Annotated in this window: 11 protein-coding genes and 1 tRNA gene; 1 reads left to right on the top strand and 11 read right to left on the bottom strand. The window is 69.7% G+C overall.

Features of this window, described 5'->3' with window-relative positions; translation table 11 throughout:
* The 7 genes from GX015_RS04010 to GX015_RS03980 all read right to left on the bottom strand — a co-directional run.
* Positions 1 to 595: ABC transporter permease subunit (locus tag GX015_RS04010; protein ID WP_291342971.1), on the bottom strand; the 595-nt coding region annotated here is incomplete at its 3' end.
* Positions 592 to 1,488 carry an ABC transporter substrate-binding protein gene (locus GX015_RS04005; RefSeq protein ID WP_291342969.1) on the bottom strand — a complete coding sequence of 299 codons (897 nt, stop codon included), beginning with the start codon at positions 1,486 to 1,488 and terminating at the stop codon, positions 592 to 594. The genes GX015_RS04010 and GX015_RS04005, both read right to left, overlap by 4 nt.
* A gap of 11 nt (positions 1,489 to 1,499) precedes the next feature.
* Positions 1,500 to 2,840, bottom strand: coding sequence for an NADP-dependent malic enzyme (locus GX015_RS04000; RefSeq protein ID WP_291342968.1), 1,341 nt, complete (start codon positions 2,838 to 2,840; stop codon positions 1,500 to 1,502).
* Positions 2,841 to 2,960: 120 nt separating this feature from the next.
* On the bottom strand, positions 2,961 to 3,728 hold the full coding sequence (locus GX015_RS03995) for a hypothetical protein (protein ID WP_291342966.1): 768 nt from the start codon (positions 3,726 to 3,728) through the stop codon (positions 2,961 to 2,963).
* 88 nt (positions 3,729 to 3,816) lie between these two features.
* Positions 3,817 to 3,890, bottom strand: a tRNA-Leu gene (locus tag GX015_RS03990).
* A 54-nt stretch (positions 3,891 to 3,944) separates the two neighbouring features.
* Positions 3,945 to 4,946 (bottom strand): DUF368 domain-containing protein, encoded by a 1,002-nt coding sequence (locus GX015_RS03985; RefSeq protein WP_291342964.1) that lies wholly within the window; start codon positions 4,944 to 4,946, stop codon positions 3,945 to 3,947.
* Positions 4,947 to 5,125: 179 nt separating this feature from the next.
* Positions 5,126 to 5,743, bottom strand: coding sequence for a TetR/AcrR family transcriptional regulator (locus GX015_RS03980; protein ID WP_291342963.1), 618 nt, complete (start codon positions 5,741 to 5,743; stop codon positions 5,126 to 5,128).
* Between the two features lie 280 nt (positions 5,744 to 6,023).
* Here GX015_RS03980 and polA point away from each other — a divergent pair, with 280 nt between their 5' ends.
* Entirely contained in the window at positions 6,024 to 8,747 is a 2,724-nt protein-coding gene (gene polA, locus GX015_RS03975) for a DNA polymerase I (protein ID WP_291342960.1), read from the top strand.
* A gap of 98 nt (positions 8,748 to 8,845) precedes the next feature.
* Here the strand turns inward: polA and GX015_RS03970 are convergent, their stop codons facing one another.
* The 4 genes from GX015_RS03970 to GX015_RS03955 all read right to left on the bottom strand — a co-directional run.
* The gene (locus GX015_RS03970) at positions 8,846 to 12,037 is read right to left on the bottom strand and encodes an exodeoxyribonuclease V subunit beta (protein ID WP_291342958.1); all 3,192 of its coding nucleotides are present in this window, start codon (positions 12,035 to 12,037) and stop codon (positions 8,846 to 8,848) included.
* Positions 12,034 to 14,814, bottom strand: a complete 2,781-nt coding sequence (locus GX015_RS03965) for a PD-(D/E)XK nuclease family protein (protein ID WP_291342956.1) — start codon at positions 14,812 to 14,814, stop codon at positions 12,034 to 12,036. The genes GX015_RS03970 and GX015_RS03965 overlap by 4 nt, the downstream gene beginning before the upstream one ends.
* 91 nt (positions 14,815 to 14,905) lie before the next feature.
* Entirely contained in the window at positions 14,906 to 15,727 is an 822-nt protein-coding gene (locus GX015_RS03960; protein WP_291342954.1) for a class I SAM-dependent methyltransferase, read from the bottom strand.
* 9 nt (positions 15,728 to 15,736) lie between these two features.
* Positions 15,737 to 17,341: ATP-binding protein (locus GX015_RS03955; protein ID WP_366926228.1), on the bottom strand; the 1,605-nt coding region annotated here is incomplete at its 5' end.

The following is a 17,341-nucleotide window of genomic DNA, read 5'->3' as shown; positions in this document are numbered from 1 at the left end:
TCTGGCCCCAGCTCATGCCCAGCGCCTTCGACGCCTCCGTCTGGCCCTCCGGCACGGCCTGGATGCCGGCGCGCACGATCTCGGCCATGTAGGCGGCCTCGTTGAGGCCCAGGCCCAGCACGGCGAGCAGGAACGTGTTCTGCAGCGCCGTCTGCAGGTCCAGCTCGGCGAAGCCGACGTTGACGGAGCTGTAGATGGTGCCCAGCAGGCCCCAGAAGACCAGCTGGACGTAGACCGGGGTGCCGCGGAAGATCCACAGGTAGATCCACGAAATGGTCGACAGCACCGGGTTGTCGGACATGCGCAGCACCGCGATGAGCGCACCGCCGACGATGCCGATGAGCATCGCCAGGATCGTCAGGGCCAGCGTGTGCAGCGCGGCCTCCGCGATGCGGGTGTCCAGGAGGTACTTGAAGTACACGTCCCAGTGGTAGGCCTCGTTGCGGGCGGCGCCGATGACGAACCACGCGGCCAGCGCCAGCAGGATGGCGGCGCCGATCCACCGGCCCGGGTGGGGCAGCGGCTTGGCCTTGATGGGCGCGTCGAGCTCGCGCTCGGTCGGCTCGTGGCGGGAGCCGTCGGTCGTCTCCGTCATCGGATGTCCTCTCCATTGATGCGCGCCTGGTCCACGGCGCCGTCGTCGAGCCCCCACATGGTCAGGATGCGCTCGTACTCACCGGTGTCGATGAGGTGCTGCAATGCGTCGGCCAGCAGCGGGGCCAATTCCGAGTCCTTCGGCACCGGCCAGCCGAAGGGGGCGCCGTCGTAGATGTCGCCGGCCATCTCCAGCTTCCCGTCGGCGCGGGCGACGGCCCACGCGGACACGGGGGAGTCGGCGGCCATCGCGTCGGCGCGGCCGAGGACGACCGCCGTCGCCGCGGTTCCCGCGTCCTGGTAAGCCAGGCGCTTGATCGGCTCCTTGCCCTCCTCGACGCAGGCGGCGCTGCGGGCGGGCAGGTCCTCCATCTCCGCGACGGTGCCGCGCTGGACGGCGATCTCGCGTCCACAGGCGTCGTCGGGCGTGATGTCCGACCCCGCAGGCCGGGCCCACTGCAGGCCCGTGTCCAGGTAGTCGACGAAGTCGTAGGTCTGGCGGCGTTCCTCGTTGCTGGTGAAGCCGGAGGCGCCGAAGTCGACGGTGCCCGCCGAAATCGACGGCAGGATCAGGGTGAAGTCCTGCTCCCGCACGTCGAGCTCCAGGCCGAGCACGCCCGCGGTTGCGCGCGCCAGATCGAGGTCGAAACCGATGATCTCGCCCTGCGCGTCCTTGAACTCCAGCGGGGCGAACGGGGGATTGGTGCCGATCGAGATGCTGCCGGCGGCGCGGATGTCCTCCGGCACCCTGTCGGCGAGCTCGGGCACGGTGTCCGGGGTGACCGGTTCCCACCCGTCGGGGTGGCCGCCCTCGTCGTTGGTGACGCAGCCGGCCAACCCCATCGTCAATGCGGCCGCCAGCGTGGCCGCGGCGGCGGCGAGGGGTCTTCTCATGTGAGAAGAGTCTAGCGGGAGGCCCCCGACGTCGAATCATTGCGGGCGGCGACTTCCACGGCGGCGGCGACGGCCGGGGCGACGCGGGGGTCCAGCGGCGACGGGATGATGTAGTCCGGGCGCAGGTCCTCGGCGGCGACGGCGGCGATGGCGCGGGTGGCGGCCAGCTTCATCGACTTGGTGATGCGCGTGGCGCCGGCGGCCAGGGCGCCCTTGAAGATGCCCGGGAACGCCAGGACGTTGTTGATCTGGTTCGGGTAGTCCGAGCGGCCGGTGGCCACGACGGAGCCGTACTGCAGGGCGATCTTCTGGGGGATCTCCGGGTTGGGGTTGGCCAGGGAGAACAGGAACGGGCCCTCCGCCATCTTGGACACCTGCTCGGAGTTGAGGTGGCCGGCGGACACTCCGATGAACGCGTCGGCGCCGACGAGGGCGTCGGAGATGGAGCCCTGCAGGCCGCGCGGGTTGGTCAGCTCGGCCAGCGTCGCCTTGACCTCGTTGAGCGGCTCGCGGCCCTCGTGGATGATGCCGCGGGAGTCGACGACGACGATGTCGGTGACGCCGGCGGACAGCAGCATGCGGGTGGTGGCCACGCCGGCGGCGCCGGCGCCGGAGATGACGACCTTGAGGTCCTCGAGGCGGCGGTCGGTCAGCTTGCAGGCGTTGCGAAGGCCGGCGGTGATGACGATCGCGGTGCCGTGCTGGTCGTCGTGGAAGACGGGGATGTCCAGCTTCTCGTCGAGGCGGCGCTCCACCTCGAAGCACCGGGGCGCCGAGATGTCCTCGAGGTTGATGCCGCCGAAGGACGGCGCAAGGCGGGCGATGGTGTCCACGAGCTCGTCGGGGTTGGTGGTGTCCAGGACGATCGGCACGGCGTTGAGGCCGGCGAAGCGGCCGAACAGCTGGGCCTTGCCCTCCATGACGGGCAGCGCGGCCTTGGGGCCGATGTCGCCGAGGCCGAGCACGGCGGTGCCGTCGGAGATGATGGCGACGTTGTTGCCGGTCCACGTGTAGGTGCGGGTCAGCTTCGGGTCGTCGTGGATGGCCTCGCAGACCTGGGCGACGCCGGGGGTGTACGCGATGGACAGGTCGCGGGTGGAGTCCAGCGGCAGGGTGGAGGCCGTGATGAGCTTGCCGCCCTCGTGGGCCTTGAAGATCTCGTCGGTGCTGATCGGCCCGTCGAGCGACTCGGCGACGGCGTCTTCGATTTCGGCGACCTGCTGGTCGGAGGACTTGGCGGCGGCGTCGGGGCCGGCCTCGCCGGCGGGCACCTCGCCGGGCACCTCGCCCTGGACGGTGCCCTGGATGTCGTCGTTGTCGCTGCCCTGGATCTTGCCCTTGCCGCTGGCCATCTGCGTCGGCTCCTCGTCGATCGGCCGGGCGCCTTTCGCCCGACGGTTCGTTCAGACAGCCTAATCGACGCGGCCGCGCGCGCAGTATCCGGGACCGCGCCGGGTGCGGCCGCCGGAGGGCTACTGGACCGCGGGCGGGGCGATCGGCTGTATGGGCTGCGCCGGCGGGTCCGGTTGTGCGGGCGGTTGGGTCTGCGTCGGCTGGGTGGGCTGCGTCGGCTGCGTGGGCTGGGTCGGTTGGGTCGGTTGGGTTGGCGTCGGTTGGGTCGGGCGGGTGGTCGGTTCGCCGGTGGGGCTGGTGGGGTCGTCGCTGGGGCGGCTGCTTGACGACGTCGTCGTCTCCGCCTCCGAGCTCTCCGACGAAGTGGTCGTGGGCGTGGTCGATCGTGTCGTCGTCGTGGACCGCTGTGTCGCCGTCGCCGACTTGGAGGTCTTCGACGGCTTCGGCGGGGTGCGGTGCGAGCTCGTCTCGGCGTCGCCGTCGTCGGGTGCGGCGTCGGGCGCCGGGATGGCGAAGGCGAGGACCGAGCCGAGCGCGAGAAGAACGACCGAGATCGGCGCGATGAACCGCCAGCGGCGGTCGAGGACCGCGGCCGGGGCGTCGGGGTCGACGGCCGCGCGGTGCTCGCGGTTCTCGTGGAAAAGCCACCAGCCCGCGGGCAGGATCAGTCCGGCCGCGAGGGCGGCGCCGATCGCGATCCCCGGAATGCCGCGCAGCGCGATGGCCGCGAAAAGCGCCGCCGCGCCGGCGATGATGCCGAGGGCGGCGAGGATGGACTTCCAGCTCGACGGGCGCGAGTAGTCGGCGCTCAGGTGCTCACCGTCGGGCACCTCGGCGTCCCGGGGATCGCGCCTGAAATTGCTGTCGCGTGTCGGTTCATCGGCCATGGTGCCGCCCACTCTACGACGCGGGTGAACGACGGGCACGAGAAAACCCGACCACCTGCGCAAAACAGGCGATCGGGTTTGTTCTCGGTGCCCCCGGTGGGACTCGAACCCACACTGGACGGGTTTTGAATCCGTTGCCTCTGCCAATTGGGCTACAGGGGCGCTCCAGGCTGCTCCATGCGCGGCGCGGGCCGTCGTGAAGCAACTCGAAGAATCTTAGCGCACCGGCTCCGGCTCGGAGAAACGGTGCTGGACCCACGCCACGATGCCGACGATCAACGCGCCGAGCATGAACAGGCCCAGCGCCATCGGCCAGTCGTCGCCGACGCGGAGCATGGCGCCGTCCTCGTCCTGCCACGGCCACAGGGCACGCAGGGAGCCGAGCAGCAGACCGGCCATCGCGACGAGCGTGACGGTGTGCTTGTGCTCCAGCAGCCACTCCAGGAGGCGTACGAAGAGCACGATGCCCAGCAGCGCGCCGAGCATGAACACGCCCAGGTACGCGAAGTTCCGCTGGTCGACGGCGGCCATCGTCGGTGCGTACAGGCCCACGACCAGCAGGAAGAACGAGCCGGACACGCCCGGCAGCACCAGGGCGCAGATGGCGATGGACGCCGCGAAGAAGACGACCAGCAGCGACGGGTCCGACGACGACGTCGCCTGCGGCAGCGACGTCAGCCAGAACGTGGCCACCGCGAAGAACACGAACACGGCGACCGCCTTGCCGCGCATCCCGGGGCGCTCCATCGCGCCCGGGCGGATTTCCTGGAAGGGAATGAGCACCGACATCGCGATCATGCCCATGAACAGCGCCTTCGACGCGACCGGCTGGTCGGTGACGAAGGACTCCATGATCCCGGCCATGGAGAACACGACCGCGAGCATGCCGACGGCCACCGGCAGCAGCAGCCACCAGTCGACCTTGCCGGCCGTGCGGCGCCAATCGCTCTTCGTGGCCAGATCCTTCGGGATCTCGGTGATGTTCTTCGCCGAAGCGATGAGGCGCTCGTAGATGCCGGTGACTAGCGCGACCGTGCCGCCCGAGACGCCGGGGATCGTTTCCGCGAGACCGATCAGGCCGCCGCGGACGACGTTGGCGGCGGTGCCGCCGACCGTCGGCGGGCGGGGGTCGGTGCTCGAGGCGGGGCCGTCGACCGGTGCCGGCGTGGAGTGGGGTCGGCGGTCGCGGGAGGGCCGGGTGTTTTCGTTCGTATCCATCGCGAGGGGATGTTACTAGGTCGGCGGCCAAAAACCCGTGGTGGAGACGGGTAGCGCGCGTCACATGTGCGATCCGGGGGCGGACCCGGGGAGATCGGGGCGGATCGGCGGCGTGGCGCGCGCGGGTGTCGGGTTGAAACTGACGGGAGGAAAAAGAGGGTGGAAAGTGAGCGGGCGGATCAGTTGTCCGCGGAGATGGGAACCTCGGTCGGGGTTTCCAGGACGCGCTGGATGTGCGCGCCGTAGGATTTCACGGCGGCGACACCCTCGGAGGGGATGCCGCGGGCGTAGCTGACCAGGACGGTGCCCAGGCCCGTGTACATGGCCAGCGCGTACTGGCAACGCTGCTCGGCGTCTTCGTCGCCGGTGACGCCGGGGCCCTCGTCGCGGATCCTGTCGAACAGGGCTCCGCCGATCGCATCCTGGAACTGGTCCGTGACCGTCTTCACCGCGGCGGGGCTTCCGGCGGTGGCCATCAGCAGTGCGACGAGCGAGCTGGTGGACGACCTGTCCCCGTTGATCGCGTCGTCGGCAAGCGACGTGCCGATCTCCCCGAAGGGCGTTTCGCAGATCACGTCCTTCATCGCCTCGAAATTGATCAGCTCCTCGAGCAACCCTTCCTTCGTGCGGAAGTATTTGATGATCAAGGGTGCGCTGACGCCCGCCTCTGTGGCGATCTCCTTGAGGGAGACCTTCGAGAACGGCTTGCGGGTGAAATAGTCCGCAGCCACCTCGACGATGCGGGCCCGGGTCGCCGCGGAATTCTGGCGACGGGGGCGGGAGGTATCGCTTTCCATGTGGTCAGCATAAAGTCCACGGGGGTATTAACCTAGTTAGGGTGCCCGATAATCACTCATTGCGGGGGTGCATTAATGTGTTTGTGGCCCCGTTAGGGGGTGGGTTCCAATCTGGCATACGGATGATAATTGCAGCCTCGGGCTCCGATAGTTCCGGTTCGCGAATCGCCGATGCCCTTTCATCGGGGGTAGCACCCCCGATGCCCCCGGCAATGGGGGGATTGGGGCCGACGTGGCCCGCCCGGGTGTCCGAGCGGGGACTTTTCCTACACTGGTCGGCATGAAACGAACCCTCATGCTCGTCGACGGCCACTCCATGGCGTTCCGCGCGTTCTTCGCGCTGCCCACGGACAACTTTTCCACGACCGGCGGGCAGTTCACCAATGCGGTGTACGGGTTCCTGTCGATGCTCTCCAATCTGCTGGCGGAGGAGAAGCCGACGCACGTGGCGGTGGCCTTCGACGTCGGGCGCAAGACCTTCCGCACGGACAAGTTCCCGGAATACAAGGCCCAGCGCGACAAGACGCCTGAGGAGTTCCGGGGCCAGGTGCCGTTGCTGCAGCAGGTGCTGCAGGAGATGGGCATCGTCACGCTGGAGAAGGAGAATTACGAGGCGGACGACATCATCGCGACTCTCGCGACGGAGGCGCTGCCCGAGGGCTTCGAAACGCTCATCGTCACCGGCGACCGAGACGCGCTGCAGTTGGTCAACGATGCGACGACCGTGCTGTATCCGATGCGCGGCGTGTCCACGCTCCACCGCTTCACGCCGGACGCCGTGAAGGAGAAGTATGGCCTGACGCCGGCGCAGTACCCGGATTTCGCGGCGCTGCGCGGCGACCCGTCGGACAACCTGCCGGGCGTTCCGGGCGTGGGCGAGAAGACGGCGCAAAAGTGGATCCTGCAGTACGGCAGCCTCGCCGAGCTCATCGACCGCGTCGACGAGGTCCGCGGCAAGGTCGGCGACAGCCTCCGCGAGCGGGTCGCCGCGGTGCAGATGAACCGCGACCTCACGGAGATGGTCAAGGATCTGCCCTTGCCCTACGGTCCGACTGAGCTGGAGCTCCGCCCGGCGAACGCCCAGGGCATCGCCGACTTCTTCGATCGCCTCGAGTTCGGCGAGTCCCTCCGCGACCGCGTTTTCCGCACCTTGTCGGTGGAGGGCGCGGGGGTCACCGCCAGTGAAGGGGATGCGGGCACGGAGGTGGTCCTGGAGTCGCTTGACGACGCCTCTCTCGCCGCCTGGCTCGAGTCCCGCCGCGGTCCCGCGGCCGTCGATTTCTCTGGCGGGGAGCTGGCCATCGCGGCGTCGGATTCCGAGGATGCCGGTGCCGACCCGGTGGGCGCGATCGGTGCGGTGGTCGTCGATCCCTCGTCGCTCGTGCCCGAGGACGCGGAGGCGCTGGCCGCATGGCTGGCCGGCGATCACCCGAAACTCGTGCACGACGCGAAATCGACGATGCACGCACTGTGGGGCCATGAGCTCGATCTCGGCGGCGTCGTCCACGACACGTTCCTGGCGTCGTACCTGTTGCGCCCGAGCCAGCGCAGCTACTCGCTGGACAACATCCTGCAGCGCCACCTCAACCGGACTCTGGCGCAGGCGGAAGGGCAGTTGACCTTGCTCGACGAACCCGGCCCCGGCAATGCCGACCGGGTCGCGGCGGTCTACGACCTCGCGGGTGCGTTGGCCGCCGAGCTCGACGCCAACGGTCTGTATGACGTCTACGCGGACATCGAGGTGCCTCTCGCGCCGGTTCTCGCGCGGATGGAGCGGGCCGGGATCGCGGTGGACGTCGACAAGCTCAAGAGCCTGCGCGACCAGGCCGCGCAGGCCCAGTCTGCCGCCGAGGACGCGGCGCGGGGGATCGTCCAGCGCCCGGAGCTGAACCTCGGTTCTCCGAAGCAGCTGCAGGAGGTCCTGTTCGACCAGCTGGGCATGCCGAAGACCAAGAAGACGAAGACCGGATACTCGACGGCGGCCAAGGAGCTGGAGAACCTGGCCAAGACCAACGACCACCCGTTCCTCGAGCGGCTGATGGCGTTCCGCGAGGCGCAGAAGATGAAGTCGACCGTCGAGGGTCTGGTCAAGGCCGTCGGCGAGGACGGGCGCATTCACACGACGTTCAACCAGACCGTCGCCGCCACTGGCCGGCTGTCGTCGACAGAGCCGAACCTGCAGAACATTCCGGTGCGCACCGAGTTCGGCCGCGAGATCCGGTCGGCGTTCGTCGCCGGCGAGGGCTACGAGGGCCTGGTCACCGCGGACTATTCGCAGATCGAGATGCGCGTGATGGCGCACCTGTCCGGCGACGAGGGCCTCATCGACGCGTACCGGCGCGGCGAGGACCTGCACAATTACGTCGGGTCGAAGGTCTTCGACGTGCCCATCGACGGCGTGACGCCGGAGCTGCGCCGCCGCGTGAAGGCGATGTCCTACGGACTGGCGTACGGATTGTCGGCGTTCGGTCTGGCGCAGCAGCTCGACATTCCGCAGGGCGAGGCGAAGCGCCTGATGGAGGAGTACTTCGAGCGTTTCGGCGGCGTGCGCGCGTACCTCGACGGCGTCGTGGAGCGCGCCCGGAAGGACGGCTACACCGCGACGCTGTTCGATCGCCGCCGCTACCTGCCGGATCTCAATTCCGACAACCGGATGGCCCGCGACATGGCGGAGCGCGCGGCGCTGAATTCGCCGATTCAGGGGACGGCGGCGGACATCATCAAGGTGGCCATGCTCCGCGTCGACGATGCTTTGCGACGGGGCGGCGCCGGCGTCGAGGAGCCTGCGGGTGCCGGCGACGGACATGGCGACCAGAAGAACGGCCCGCTGAAGTCGCGTGTGCTGCTGCAGGTCCACGATGAATTGGTCGTGGAGGTCGCGCCCGGCGAGCGCGAGGTCGTCGAGGAGATGCTGCGCCGCGAGATGGACGCCGCGTTCGACCTGAAGGTGCCGCTGGACGTGTCGGTAGGCGCCGGCGCGAACTGGGACGAGGCGGCGCACTAGCGTGCCCGTGGGGCGACGGGCCGGATGGCGGGCCAGTCGTTTGCCCCGGTAGGTTGCGAACGCTGCCTACCGGGGCATGACAGCCAGTGCGCCGGGGGTCACGGCCTGATCGCCACCACCAGTCCCTTCAGCGGCAGGTGGACGAGGATCTCCGCCGGGCGCCCGCGGCCCGCCAGTTCCAGCGCGTCGGCGTAGCCGGAGAGCTGGCCGATGTAGTTCTCCCGGACGTGACCGATCGGGTCGTCGCCGGGGTAGGTCTTGTGGTCGATGAGGACCACGCGGCCATCGGGGAGCTCGAGGAGCTGGTCGATCCAGCCCTCGTGAATCTGGTGGTCCTCGTTGCGCCAGGTCACCGGCACTTCCGAGCGGATCACGGCATCGGGGAATTCCGCGTCCAGCCATTTCAGCCAGCGCGTGCCCAGGTCCGCCATGGTTTCGGCGGAGACGTGCGCGCCGACTCCCCAGGAACCGATGAGGCGCTCGGCGGCCCGCTCGCGCAGGTCCGCTCCGAGCGTGGCCAGCGGCAGGCCGAGGTAACCATGGACGGCTTCGCCCACGCGCTCCCAATGCCGGCCGCCGCCGGACACCAGCGGAGCGCCCAGCACGACGCGTTCGACGACCGCGGCCGCGGCCCTCTGGTCGTCGGTCGCGGCGATCGACGACGGCGCAACGCGAGCGGGCGCCAGTCGGCCGGCCGGCGCGGGGCCGCGCATCGAATCGAGGCCGGGGCGATGCCGCGACGGCATGGGCGGAGTCGCGTCGGCGTCGTCCCAGATCATCGTTTCGATTCTGGCGGGCACCTGGACCACGCTGCCCGCGGCGTCCTTCACCGCCACATGGTCACCGTCCGCCTTCATGGTCACCGAGGTGCCCTTTACGGCGGCGAAGTCCTCGAATCCCGACCGGGCGCACAGGATCGAGTGCTTGGCCGCGCGCGTCAGCGACACGTAGGCCAGGCGGCGGGCGTCCTCGACCTCGGCCGCCGCGCGTTCCTTCTGCACGGGTTGGGCGGCCATCGTTTCGACGATGACCTTCGCCTTGTCGGGTGCCGCGGGCCAGAACCGCAGGTAGCGCTCGCCCAGCGGATTCTCCAGCGTCGGAGCTTCTCGCGAGGCCACCCAATGACCGTCGGGGGTGAACATGTCCTTCGGCTTGGGCACCGCGACGCACACCGCATCCCACTCGAGGCCCTTCGAGGAGTGCATGGTGCCCACGTACACCGAATCGTCGTCGCCGCCGGCCTGCGGCAATTCGTCGATGGCGTCGAACCAGTTGAGGAATCCGGACAGCGACGTCGCCCCGCCCGCCGAGCGGGTCTCGTCCTGGTACTCGCGTGCCAGACCGGTGAAGGCGTCGAGCGATCCCATGCGCCGCGACGGTCGCGTCCATCCCACGATCCGCCGGCGCAGATCCAGCGCATCGATGACCTGCCGGACGCATTCGACGGGGGTGAGGTTCACCGCGGCGGTGCGCAGCTGCTGCAGAGGGGCGAGCGCTTCGTCGTCTGCCCAGGATCGCAGCAGTTCGCTCCGCGATTCCCGTGTCGTGCCGGCGGCGGTGAGCCGGGTGAACCAATCGTCGTGTGCAGAATGGTCGTCGCACAACACGATCAGTTCGACCAGAGAGCGGGTGTCCCGCGGATCGAGCAGGAAGCCTAGCCCCGCCCGGATGACCTGGCCTTCGCGCGCCGAGCGCAGGTCCGCCTTGTCGCCGGTGCAGGGGATGCCCGCCTCGGTGAGCGCGTCGACGATGTTCTCGACGTTGGCCTTCGACCGCGCGAGAACGGCGATGTCCTTCGGCGCCGTGCCTTCCGCGATGAGCGAGGACACGCCCTTGGCGATCGCCCCGAACCACGGCGCATTCGACGTGCCGCCGTTGGTGGACGGCTGCCAAATGCGCACGTCACCGCCCTTGTGCTCGAACATCTTCGGTTCGGCGACGCGGAGGCGGACGTCCGCGTCCGGCATTGACGCGGAAAACAGTTCGTTGGTCAGCGCCAGCGGCTCCCTGAAGGAACGCCAGGACCGATCGAGCTTTTCGACGGTGCCGTGAACGGCCAACTCGTCGAAGGCGGCGGCCATCAGCTGCGGATCGGAACCTCGGAAACCGTAAATCGACTGCTTCGGGTCGCCGACCCAAATGACCTCGCCGGCCAGTTCGCCCAACTGGAAGAACAGTGCGAGCTGGATCGGGTTGGTGTCCTGGAACTCGTCGACGACGAGGACCTCGTACGTTTCGGCGATGGCCGCGCGCACCGACGGCGACGTCGAAATGATCTCCAGCGCCAGGACCTCCTGGTCGGTGAAATCGATGAGGCCGAGCGCCTTCTTGTGGTCGTCGTACGCGGTCAGGCACGTGGCGGCGGTGCCGAGCACCAACCGCGTCAACGTGGACATGTCCTCGCGGTAGGCGGGGTTGTCGGCGATGTCCGCGGCGATGTCGGAGAAATCCTCGAACAACGCGGCGATGGCCTTGGGGGACTTCACGTCCGCGAGCTTCGCCCACTCGTTCCACGGAATCCGATCGGGATCGCCGGCCAGATCCTTGGCCAGGTCGGCGAACTTCCGCTGCCTGGCCTGCGACGTCTTGGTCTGCTTGGCCAACCCGGCGTCGATGTCGATGGCGTCAGTGCAGGCCGCGATCGCGTCGCGAGCCCACGTCGCACGGTCGTCGGTCTCGTCGGCGCCAACCGATTCGGGATTGACCTGATCGAGGACCTCGATGAGCTCCGCGACCGACGCCTCGGCGGCGGTGGCGAGGCCATCGGGGCCGATGAGGTTCTGCCGCGCGGTCTCCGCGATGGCGCGGACGGTGTCGGAGAAGGACTTCCGCTGATCGAACTCGTACGCGTCGACGGGCTTGTCGTATCCGGTCCGGCGCAGCAGAGCGCGGTGGGCGTCCTCGGCATCGGCGATGACGGCGTCGCAGGCGAGGTCGAAAGCCCTGGCGGCGGCGTCTTCGGTCAGCGTCTCGAGCTCGGGGGACAGGCCGGCGTCGATGGCGAAGTCGCGCACCAGCGTCGCCGACACCGAGTTGACGGTGCCGACCAGGGCGGAACCGATGGCCTGGGCCTGCTCCACCAGGCCGTCTTCCATCAGCTTCGAGCGGATGCGCTCCGACAGCTCGCCGGCGGCCTTCGTGGTGAAGGTCGTGGCGATGATGGCCGAGGGCGACAACCCGTCCTTGATGCGGTCCGCGAGCTTGCCCGTGATCGTGTAGGTCTTGCCGGTGCCGGCGCTGGCGGTGATGATGGTCGACTTCATGGTGTTCTTCTGGTTCCCATCGGTCATGACGGATCGGCCTCGATGCCGGTGATGATCCCGTAGTCCACGTACTTCGCGGTGTCCATGGGCAGGTAGCGGTCGTTCATGTCGGCGGCCGCGGACGCGTTCTCCGACCTCTTCGTGATCTCGCGTTCGACGCCCTCGGCGGCGACCAGCATGGCGTTGCCCTCGTCCTTGACGACCCCGGAGAAGGCGATTTCGGACAGCGCCTCTTCGACGGAGGTCACGGCCCGCCGCCACAGCGTCTCGGGGGCGATCGAACCTGCGGCGGGGGTCAGGCCGCCGAGCGCGGCGTCGAGGGAGTCGAAGCGCCCGTACTTCAGCTCGAAGTAGGCCGTGACGATGCTCTCCAGCGGAAGATCATCGGCGACCGACCACGCGTAGGTGGCAAGCTGCAGGGAGCGGCCGGATTCGATGAGGTCGCCGTACTTGCGGCGGCTGACCGAGTACTTCATGTCGATGACCACGGTGGTGCCGTCGGCCGTTTCGGCGTCGAGGTCGCGGAAGCCCACCATGGTGACCGGATGCTCGTGGACGTTCGCCGGATCATTCGGGTCTCCGTCGGGGTCCCGAAGAGCCAGCACGAGTTCCCGCTCGATGGGGGCCTCGGCGGCGGTGACGATCATGCCGCCGCGGCGCAGCGTCCCGAAGAGCTCGGGGATGCTCTCGAGGGCCTCCGCCTCCACCTGCTGGCGCAGTCGGGCATTGCCCGGAAGGTTCAGCTCCGAGGCGTAGTGGGGGAGCAGTTCGGCGAAGCAGGTCCGCACGGTCGCGACGTCGGCCCCGTCCAGTCGTTCTTCGACGATCTTCTCGATGATCGCGTGGAGGAAGGTGCCGATCATCCGGTTTCCGGTGGGAATGTCCGTCACCCACCCCTGGCGGATCCGCAGCGGGTATGCCAGCAGCCACTCCAGGCGGTGGACCAGGAGCTTCTCCATTTGGGAGTAGGACAGCCGGTCCGGCAACAGGTGGGTCCCCGGAGGCACCTCACGGCGAGACGCGGTCGCGGCGAGGGCGTCGGCGTCCGGGACGAAAGGCTCCGGGACACTCAGGGGAAGGTCGGCGCCGCCGAAATTCCAGGTGCCGTCGACGACGAGTCGGCGGGCTGTGAATTCGGATTCGTCCTCGTCGTATCCCGGGCTGCCGTGGGCCGCGAAGGACAGGGCGGGGTGCCGGGTCGTCGCCGCACCATCGAGGACGGCCGGGACGATCGCCACGACGTCGCCGGCCCTGCACAGTCCCGCCAGTTCCGCCGTGGACGTGAGTCTGGCCAGATTGCCGGGATCGGGTACGTCGACGCCGGCGCCGGCGAGCGTGCGCACCTCTTCCGGAGTCCAGATGCGGCGCCGGGTACGGCCGTCGTCGACGGCGCCCCACCACACGACGGGGCCGGGATTGCGGATCAACGCCGGCGACGGCACGCGGGAGCCCTCGGCGGCCTCGGCCCCCGCCAGGGGAGAGGGCTGCGCGGAACCGCAGTCTTCGAGGATCCTCTGCAATTCACGCTCGCTTACGGTGGCCTGCCGCCCGAGGACCTCGATCGCCGTGGTCACCGACCGCCCCGCGACCAACAGCTCCGGAGCCTCGAAGACCGCGCCCATGTTGCGCAGGCGCTTCGCCAGCCAGTCCAGGGGCTCGATGATCGCGGCGGTATCACATACGCCGTCGACGAACCCGATGCGCGAGGTGCGCAGGTGCGAGTCGAGCGCGTCCAGCAGCTCCTCGTGCATCGCCGCACGGTGGGCGGCGCTCTTCGCGTCTTCGTCCACGGACTCGTCGGCCCGGGCCGCGATGTCGGCGCGGATGTCCTCCAGCGCCCCGAGCCACGCCGGACCGCCGACGCCGGGTTGCGCGGCGAGTGCCCCGAGCAGTCCGCGGCGGATGACGGAGGGGACGACGCCCAGGTCCGTCACCGCGCCGGTGCGGGTATCGGAGGTGGTCAGGCCCATGTCCAGGAATGCGGCGATGGCGTGGACGTCGATCGGCCCGCAGATGGCGTCCAGGAAGAGCGGCAGGACCTGCGCCGTCGCGCGCTGGTCCGACGCCTCCAACGCACCGAGCCGGGCCATGCCCCGGCGGGACAGCTCCTGGTCGAGGACCTCCGTGTGGTGCGTGGCCACCAGGGCGGTGCCGGGCGCGGTCGCCAGGATTCGCGCCGCAGCCTCGGCCGCCTCCCATTCGGTGGCGGCGGTGATCACCCGCAATCTCTCGACCGAGGAAGGCGCGCCTTCCTCGTCGATGGTCGCGCCGAGCGACTCGACGTCGTCGATGATCCCCGGCCACGGGGCCGGCAGTTCCGCGCGCGATCCCAGGATGGTCAACCGGTCGATGCCCAGCGGCCACTCGACGCCGTCGGCGACGAGTTCGCGCAGCATCGCCGCGACGTCCCGCAGATCATCGGCTGTTCCGGGAGCGTCGAAAAGCTCTTCGGCCTCCGCGAGATCGGCCAAGCGGGGAGAGCCTCCCGCCACCGGGGAACCGTCCCACCCCGCGGCGACGAGCTCGTCGCGCCAGGACAGCATCTTCTTCGCCACCGCCCACGCGTCGAGCTGGAAGGAATCGCCGCACCACTGCCGCGACGTCCGCGCCAGCGCATCGCGGTACGCGCCGATGCGCAGGGGGCGCTCGAGCGTCACGCCGCCGATGCCCAGGCGCGTGCCCAGAATCCCCGCCAACCCGGCGGGCCCGACCGCCGCGTGCCCGAGCGTCGCCCGCGATTCGCCCACGCGACCGGGCCTTTCCCACGCGGCCCCGTCCAGGCCCCAACCGAAAGTGATCTCCATGCGCCCCATGCTAGGAAAGCTCCCGGATCACCGCCCCGATGCGTTCGAACACGGGTGCCCCGCCGCCGCATTCCTCGGGCGCTTCCACGGGCTATCCCGCCAGCCGGGCCACGAAAATCGCGGTCCCCGGGATCACCGCCCCGCGCAGCGGCGACCACTGGCCCCACGTCACGTCGAGGTCGTCGGGCCATTCGGGCTCGATCACGTCCTCCAGCACGAATCCCGCGCCGACGAGCTCGCGCACGCGATCGCCCATCGTCCGGTGATGCTCGACGTACGTTGCCGTGCCCTCTTCGTCGCGCTCGACGTAGGCCTCGCGGTGGAAGTATGGGATGCCCGCCTTCAAGCCTGCCGGGCCGGGATCGTCGGGAAAGCACCACCGCATCGGATGGGTCACTGAAAACACGAACCGTCCTCCGGGCCGCAGGACGCGGGCCACGCCACGCATCAGCGCCGCGGAATCGGCGACGAAGGGAATGGCGCCGAACACCGAAAACACGACGTCGAACGACCCTGCGGCGAAGGGCATGTCCGCCGCGTCGGCCTGCACCAGATTGACGCGGGTCGCGCCCCGGGCGGCGTGCACCCCATGGGCGAGCATGCCCATGGACACGTCGAACGCGGTCAGGGACCGCGGCGGCCGATGCGCGGCCAGCCACCGCGAACACGGCGCGGAACCGCAGCCGATCTCGAGGACGTCGGACCGGGCGAGGAGGTCGGCGTCGCCAAGCAACTGGGCGTGCTCTTCCCGGAGCATCTCCGGGCACCAGACGAAATCGCCCTCCGGCCGGCCTTCGCCGAGGTACAGCGGATGTTCGCGGTGGTAGTCGGCGGCGTCGGAATCCCACCAGGAACGGTTCGCGCGGGCGGATTCGGCGTCGTCGACGGGACCGTAACCGATGAAATTGGCCATGCCGCGAGTCTAAGCGGGGATCCGCACGCGCCGGGGCTCGGCGGTCTCCGGCGACAACACGATGGTGGCGAAGTCCGACCGCCCGGCCGGCAGCAACCGGACCGTGATCCTGCCGTCGCGGATGCCCTCGGACCGGACGTGCGCGGCCACCTCCGCGAAGGCGGCGGCCACGTCGTCGAGCAGGCCCGGCGCCTCGGCGACGGTCCCGCGGTCGCCGCGGTCGTCGACGAGGAGGACGGTCAGCCCGTGGGCCCGCAGCTGCCAGGCCAGCGCCGTGACGTCGGGGCGGTCGAGGCGCGGTGACCTCAGCGAATCGCGGATCAGGGCATCGAGGAGACCCGCCATCTCGCGGTCCGCGTCGGTGAATTTCTCGTCCGGCAAATGACGGATGCGCCGCAGAAAATCCCCCGCGACGTCATCGAGCCACCGCCGGTTCGCCTCGCGGACGCGATTCTCCGCATGCCGGTGGCCCACCATGTCCAGCAACCGTCGTTCGCTCGTGCGGGCCTGGTCGATCCGGCGATTGACCGTCCGCAGCGCCCATCGGGCGATGGCGCCGCTCAAGACGATCGCGGGCACGTGCGTCGATGCCTCGACTTCGACCCGGCGACGGCGCCCCCGCACGAACCTGCCCGCCAGGAAAAGGAAGGAGACCGCCGCCGCGGGGACGGCGCGCCCGCGGGCGCCGAGCAGGCTCAGCGCGACGGCGAATGAATATTCGTGCCAGGCCGGCAGGGTGGCGTTCGCGGGGCGCACGCCCGCGAGCGAGGGAATGAGCGAGCCCGCGGTCGCCAGGCCGAGGATCGCGGCGGTGCGGGGGATCGGGGGCCGTCCCTCGGGAGTGTCGCGCTGGAGATGGAATGCGCCCATGCCGAGGGCCCAGCCGACGGCGGCGGCCAGCGGGTGGCGCGCCGTCGACGGCTCCAGGAGCATTTGCGCCGTAATCGCCGCCGCGACCAGGACGGACGGCGAAGCCCGCCGGACGACGACATCGGCGAGGGTGAGGGGAATCGTCTCCGTGGGCTCCGGCGTCCACTCGAAGATGACGCAGGTGCCGGCGCCCGGGCGGGATTCCACCCGCACGGTGGCCCCGTCGAGGGACAGCAGCCGGTCGCGGATCGACGTGCGCACGCCGAGGCGGTCGTGGGGGATTTCCGCCGGGTCGAAGCCTCGCCCGTCGTCGGCGTAGCGCAGGTCGATTCCATCGGGGCGGATGCTGATGTCGCACGTGCGGGACACGCCATCGCCGGCGTGCCGCGCGGAGTTCCGGGCGACTTGGCGCAGTGCGCTCTGCATGGCGGCGGCGACGTTGGCGGGCACGGGCGGGCCTTCCGCCGAGGACCGGATCCGGCAGTCGGGGGTGACGGCGAGGATCACCGTGCGCAGCGCGGCGTCCAGTGCTCCCGGGGCCATGCCTTCCTCGGCGCGTGCGGACGGGAAGATGCGGGCGTTCTGGTCGGCGCGCTCGGTGAGGCGCAGGGCCACGCGGGTGGTGTGGCGCACGTCCGCCGCGGGCGCATTGTTCTTCACGGCCTTGAGCACCGCGAGCACCTGGTCGTGGAGCAGCGCATTGAACCGCGCGGCTTCCGCGTTCGCGGCGCCGAGCCGGGCCGC

This window comes from Corynebacterium sp. (assembly GCF_012837295.1).
Classification (GTDB): Bacteria; Actinomycetota; Actinomycetes; order Mycobacteriales; family Mycobacteriaceae; genus Corynebacterium.
Note: the sequence above shows the minus strand (reverse complement) of the source record. Positions and strands in the feature narration are given on the sequence as shown.